The organism is Plantibacter sp. LMC-P-059a, from assembly GCF_030209505.1.
GTDB lineage: Bacteria > Actinomycetota > Actinomycetes > Actinomycetales > Microbacteriaceae > Plantibacter.
Genome location: NZ_JARVRZ010000007.1, coordinates 224,085 through 230,123, shown reverse-complemented (window position 1 = coordinate 230,123; position 6,039 = coordinate 224,085). Strand labels below are relative to the sequence as shown.

The following is a 6,039-nucleotide window of genomic DNA, read 5'->3' as shown; positions in this document are numbered from 1 at the left end:
TAGCGCGCTTCCCTGACACGGAAGAGGTCACTGGTTCGATCCCAGTATCGCCCACAGGAAGACGAAGGGCCCGAGCGATCAGCTCGGGCCCTTCGTCGTTGAACCCCCGACGCGCGGGTCGGGTGTCCGCTCAGACGGAGACGACCGACCGTTCGCGGCGGCGCAGGATCTCCGCGACACCCCACACGATGAGGCCCTGGCCCGCAGCGTAGGTGGCCATGATGATCTCGTCCGCCGCCCAGACCGTCACCGCGGGGACGAAGCGGTCGAGCCCGATCAGCGAGTCGGAGACCAGGAACAGCGCACCGCCGACGGCGATCGTCGGCGTCGTCATCGTCGACGCCGCCGCCATGGCCCCGATCACGACGGCGTAGAGGACGACCGCCGGATACAGCGCCCCCATGTCCTGCTGGCTGAGCAGTGCGATGCCGGCGACGAGCCACACCAGGTACACGAGCGCCCAGGCGGGCGGACGCTTCCTGGTCCGCAGATGCCGCACGAAGAGGACGACGTAGCCGGCCTGCGCGAGCATGAAGAACAGGATCCCCACACCGAACGCGAGTTGCCCCGGAACCATGAGCGCGATGTCGCCCGCCCAGCTGCAGAGGATCGCGACGAGCGCGGTGACCGCAGCGGCCGTCAGTCGTCGGATCGACCAGACGAGCGCCAATGCGAGGACGAGCATGATGAACGGCTTGGTGAGGAGCGACAGCCACTCCTGGCCGGCGGCGAGGGCGACGATGTGCACGAGTGCGACCGCGGGGAGCGCGGCGAAGAGCGCGGTCGCGGCCCCGGTCCTGTGCCCAGCCGTCATCAGCGCCACCCCCGTCACGTCGTAGGCCTTCACTCTAGCGATGCGGCCGAGCGTGAACCATGGCCGCAGCGTCCCGTCGTCGCGGACGACGATAGGCTTGCACGGCCAAGGTTTCACCTGAGAAAGAGAGATCATCCGTGAGTGACGGGTTCGCACTGTTCACCGACCGATCCGTGGTCGCCATGCGCGTCAACGGCGAACTGAAGGACCTCGCGGCCACCGTGACGGAGACGGACACCGTCGAGCCGGTCCACCTCGATTCGCCGGACGGTCTTAGCATCCTGCGCCACTCGGCCGCCCACGTGCTCGCACAGGCCGTGCAGCAGATCGACCCACATGCCAACCTCGGCATCGGACCGCCCGTCACCGACGGCTTCTACTACGACTTCGACGTCGCCGCGCCCTTCACGCCTGAGGCGCTCAAGGTGCTGCAGAAGACGATGGAGCGCATCATCCGTCAGGGCCAGCGGTTCGTGCGCCGCGTCGTGACCGAGGACGAGGCGCGGACGGAACTCGCCGGGGAGCCCTACAAGCTCGAGCTGATCGGCCTCAAGGGCGGATCGGCGGCCGACGACGAGAACGTCGAGGTCGGCGGCGCCGAGCTCACCATCTACGACAACGTCGACCCGAAAACGGGGGAGACGGTCTGGAAGGACCTCTGCCGCGGGCCGCACCTCCCGAACACCCGCATGATCGGCAACGGCTGGGCCCTGACCCGCCTCGCCGCCGCCTACTGGCGGGGGAGCGAGAAGAACCCGCAGCTGCAGCGCATCTACGGCACGGCCTGGGCGACGAAGGACGAGCTCCGCGCCTACCAGACCCGGATCGAGGAGGCGGCCAAGCGCGACCACCGCAAGCTCGGTGCCGAACTCGACCTCTTCAGCTTCCCGGAGGAGATCGGCTCCGGTCTCGCGGTGTTCCACCCCAAGGGCGGCATCATCCGCAACGAGATCGAGAACTACATGCGCGAGCGTCTGCTCGCATCCGGCTACGAGCTGGTCAACACCCCGCACATCACCAAGGGGCACCTCTTCGAGGTCAGCCAGCACCTCGCCTGGTACAAGGACGGCATGTTCCCGGCGATGCACCTCGACCAGGAGGTCGACGCCGACGGTCACGTCACCCGCCAGGGACAGGACTACTACCTGAAGCCCATGAACTGCCCGATGCACAACCTGATCTACCGTGCACGCGGCCGCAGTTACCGTGAGCTCCCGCTCCGGCTCGCCGAGTTCGGCACGGTCTACCGGTACGAGAAGAGCGGGACGCTCTCCGGCCTGACCCGCGTCCGTGGGCTCACGCAGGACGACGCCCACATCTACGTGACCGACGACCAGGTCAAGGACGAGGTCGGGCGTCAGCTGCAGTTCGTCCTGGAGACCCTCCGCGGGTACGGCCTCGACGACTTCTACCTTGAGCTCTCGACGAAGGACCCCGACAAGTACGTCGGCACCGACGAGGTCTGGGACGAAGCGACGGAGACCCTCCGGGAGGTCGCGATCGAATCCGGTCTCGAACTCGTGCTCGATCCGGCCGGCGCCGCGTTCTACGGCCCGAAGATCTCCGTGCAGGCCCGCGACGCGATCGGCCGGACCTGGCAGCTGTCCACCGTGCAGCTCGACTTCAACCTGCCCGAGCTCTTCGAACTCGAATACACGGCGGCAGACGGCACGCGGAAGCGCCCGGCGATGATCCACCGGGCACTGCTCGGCTCGATCGAGCGCTTCTTCGCGATCCTCCTCGAGCACTACGCCGGAGCGTTCCCCGTGTGGCTCGCCCCCGTCCAGGTCGTCGGCATCCCCGTGTCCGAGCAGTACGAGGAATTCCTCGGCGGGGTCGTCGCCGAGTTGCGCTCGTCCGGCGTCCGCGCCGAACTCGACGCCTCCGACGACCGGATGCAGAAGAAGATCCGCAACCACACCAAGGCCAAGACCCCGGTGCAGCTGATCGTGGGCGAGGAGGACCAGGCCAACGGCGCGGTGAGCTTCCGCTTCCGCGACGGCACCCAGGAGAACGGTGTGCCCGTCGCCGACGCGGTACGTCGGATCCGAGCCGCCATCGCCGCGAAGCTGCAGGTGAACACCGCATCGGATCTGCCCGCATGACCTCGGGCACGGATCCGGAGTCGTTCGAGTCGATCGACACCTCCCACCTGGTGGGCGTCCCGGACGCGTTCCAGCGTCTGTGGACGCCCCACCGGATGGTGTACATCAAGCAGGGTCAACCGTCCGACGACGGCTGCCCGTTCTGCATCGCACCGACCCTCGACGACGAGTCCGCGCTCATCGTGCACCGCGGAGAACACGCCTTCGTGCTCCTCAACCTGTTCCCGTACAACTCCGGGCACCTGCTCGTCTGCCCGTACCGCCACGTCGCGATGTACGACGATGCGACGCCTGCCGAGGTCGCCGAGATCGGCAGTCTGACGCAGACGGCGATGCGGGTCCTCCGATCGGTGTCGAACAACGACGGCTTCAACCTGGGCATGAACCAGGGTGCGGTCGCCGGCGCCGGGATCGCCGCCCACCTCCACCAGCACATCGTCCCGCGCTGGGCGACGGACGCGAACTTCTTCCCGATCATCGCCCAGACCAAGGCGCTCCCGCAGCTCCTCGGCGACGTGCGCCGATCCATCGCGGAGGCCTGGCCGACGTCCGACTGATCCGCCGGGGCCGACCCGGTCAAGACCGCTCGAGCCCAAGTCCAATTTCCGGCCGTTGGACGGAGCATCGCCAGGCCACTCGGGGCTACGCTCGCCACCATGACCGACAGCAGCACGACCACTGGACAGCACGGCTCGAACCGCGTGAAGCGAGGCCTCGCCGAGATGCTCAAGGGCGGCGTCATCATGGACGTCGTCACCGCCGAGCAGGCCCGCATCGCCGAGGACGCCGGGGCCGTCGCCGTGATGGCCCTCGAGCGCGTTCCCGCCGACATCCGCTCGCAGGGTGGCGTCGCGCGGATGAGCGACCCCGACCTCATCGAGTCCATCATCGCCGAGGTGTCCATCCCGGTGATGGCCAAGGCCCGCATCGGCCACTTCGTCGAGGCGCAGGTACTGCAGGCGCTCGACGTCGACTACATCGACGAGTCCGAGGTGCTGAGTCCGGCCGACTACGTCAACCACATCGACAAGTGGAACTTCGACGTCCCGTTCGTCTGCGGTGCGACCAACCTGGGCGAGGCGCTGCGACGGATCACCGAGGGCGCTGCGATGATCCGTTCGAAGGGGGAAGCGGGTACGGGCGACGTCTCCGAGGCGACGAAGCACATCCGGAAGATCCGCTCGGAGATCGCGAGCCTGTCGTCGATGTCGAAGGACGAGCTCTACGTCGCGGCCAAGGAGCTGCAGGCGCCCTACGACCTCGTCGTCGAGATCGCCGAGACCGGCAAGCTCCCCGTCGTGCTGTTCACCGCCGGCGGCGTCGCGACGCCTGCCGACGCCGCGATGATGATGCAGCTCGGAGCAGACGGCGTCTTCGTCGGCTCGGGTATCTTCAAGTCCGGCAACCCCGCACAGCGCGCGGCGGCGGTCGTCAAGGCGACGACGTTCTTCGACGATCCCGCCGTCATCGCCGAGGTCTCGCGCGGACTCGGCGAGGCGATGGTCGGTATCAACGTCGCCGACCTCGCGGCCCCGCACCGGCTCTCCGAGCGTGGCTGGTAGCGGCCTCCCGGCGCTGCGCGACGCCTCGGCCCAGGTCGGGCGATGACGACGCGACCGCGGGTCGGCGTCCTCGCGCTCCAAGGGGACTTCCGCGAGCACGCGGCGGTGCTCGAACACCTCGGAGCGGACGTCAGGCTGGTCAGGCGTCCGTCCGAGCTGTCGGGTGTCGACGGACTCGTCCTCCCCGGTGGCGAATCGAGCGTCATGGAGAAGCTCGCGCGTGCCTTCGACCTCGTCGACCCGTTGCGCCAGGCGATCGCCGAGGGACTGCCGGTGTACGGCACCTGCGCCGGCCTGATCCTGCTGGCGGATCGCATCCTCGACGGCATCGCCGGACAGCACGGTCTCGGCGGACTCGACGTGTCCGTCCGCCGCAACGCCTTCGGCTCGCAGCTCGACTCCTTCGAGACGGAGCTGCGCATCCCGGTCCTCGGCGAACCCCCGGTGCACGCGGTCTTCATCCGCGCGCCGGTCGTGGAGGCGGCGGGTCCCGACGTGACGCCACTCGCCTCGTTGCCGGACGGCCGGATGGTCGCCGTCCAGCAGGGGCGACTGCTCGGCACCTCCTTCCACCCGGAGGTGACCGGGGACACCCGCTTCCACGCCTACTTCCTCGACACGGTCCGTTCGGCCGTCTGAGGCTCGGGTGCGGCACCGCCGCGACGCGCACCGTGATCGCGAGTTCCGGGCCGCTGGCCTAGACTGGTCAGGTTCTTTTCACGCAGTTAGGGAGCACATGTCCGGACACTCCAAGTGGGCCACGACCAAGCACAAGAAGGCGGTCATCGACGGCCGTCGCGCGAAGTCCTTCGCCAAGCTCATCAAGAACATCGAGGTCGCCGCCAAGATGGGCGGTGCAGACCTCGCGGGCAACCCGACGCTGCAGGACGCCATCCAGAAGGCGAAGAAGACCTCGGTCCCGAACGACAACATCGACCGCGCCGTCAAGCGTGGCGCCGGCCTCACCGGCGAGGTCATCGACTACACCACGATCATGTACGAGGGGTACGGTCCGAACGGCGTCGCCCTCCTCGTCGAGTGCCTCACCGACAACAAGAACCGAGCCGCAGCCGACGTCCGGACACTGATGTCCCGCAACGGCGGCACCATGGCCGACCCGGGCTCCGTCGCCTACAACTTCCAGCGCAAGGGACTCATCGTCGTCCAGGCCGAGGGCACCACCGAGGACGACGTCCTCGCCGCGGTGCTCGACGCCGGTGCCGAGGAGGTCAACGCCGAGGCCGAGACCTTCGAGGTCGTCACCGAGCCGAGCGACATGGTCGCGACCCGCACGGCGTTGCAGGAGGCGGGCATCGACTACGACTCGGCCGATGTCGCCTTCGTCCCGAGCCTCAAGGTCGAGATCGACGCCGACACCGCCCGGAAGGTCTTCAAGCTGATCGATGCGCTCGAGGACAACGACGACGTCCAGAACATCTACAGCAACTTCGACCTGACCCCCGAGGTGCAGGCCGAGTTGGAGTCCGACGACGAGTAGCACCTGTCCCGACCGGGCGCCCGCGTTCGAACGGATGTACGACACTCCGTCTCGAGGAGC

The 6,039-nt window shown here is 68.1% G+C and carries 6 protein-coding genes; 5 read left to right on the top strand and 1 reads right to left on the bottom strand.

From position 1 onward, the window contains the following. Nucleotides 1-130: 130 nt before the first annotated feature. Nucleotides 131-814 carry a lysoplasmalogenase gene (locus tag QRN27_RS17230; RefSeq protein ID WP_162239328.1) on the bottom strand — a complete coding sequence of 228 codons (684 nt, stop codon included), beginning with the start codon at nucleotides 812-814 and terminating at the stop codon, nucleotides 131-133. 137 nt (nucleotides 815-951) lie between these two features. Here QRN27_RS17230 and thrS point away from each other — a divergent pair, with 137 nt between their 5' ends. The 5 genes from thrS (at nucleotide 952) to QRN27_RS17205 (ending at nucleotide 5,979) form a co-directional block, all read left to right on the top strand. Beyond that, nucleotides 952-2,919, top strand: coding sequence for a threonine--tRNA ligase (thrS, locus tag QRN27_RS17225; RefSeq protein WP_056777511.1), 1,968 nt, complete (start codon nucleotides 952-954; stop codon nucleotides 2,917-2,919). Next, nucleotides 2,916-3,476 (top strand): HIT family protein, encoded by a 561-nt coding sequence (locus QRN27_RS17220; RefSeq protein ID WP_056005849.1) that lies wholly within the window; start codon nucleotides 2,916-2,918, stop codon nucleotides 3,474-3,476. The genes thrS and QRN27_RS17220 overlap by 4 nt, the downstream gene beginning before the upstream one ends. Nucleotides 3,477-3,575: 99 nt before the next feature. After that, entirely contained in the window at nucleotides 3,576-4,481 is a 906-nt protein-coding gene (pdxS, locus tag QRN27_RS17215; RefSeq protein WP_056777507.1) for a pyridoxal 5'-phosphate synthase lyase subunit PdxS, read from the top strand. Nucleotides 4,482-4,523: 42 nt separating this feature from the next. Further along, complete coding sequence (gene pdxT / locus QRN27_RS17210) at nucleotides 4,524-5,120, top strand: pyridoxal 5'-phosphate synthase glutaminase subunit PdxT (RefSeq protein ID WP_285043265.1); 597 nt, start codon at nucleotides 4,524-4,526, stop codon at nucleotides 5,118-5,120. 97 nt (nucleotides 5,121-5,217) lie between these two features. Beyond that, nucleotides 5,218-5,979, top strand: a complete 762-nt coding sequence (locus QRN27_RS17205) for a YebC/PmpR family DNA-binding transcriptional regulator (RefSeq protein ID WP_056005840.1) — start codon at nucleotides 5,218-5,220, stop codon at nucleotides 5,977-5,979. Nucleotides 5,980-6,039 lie beyond the last annotated feature (60 nt).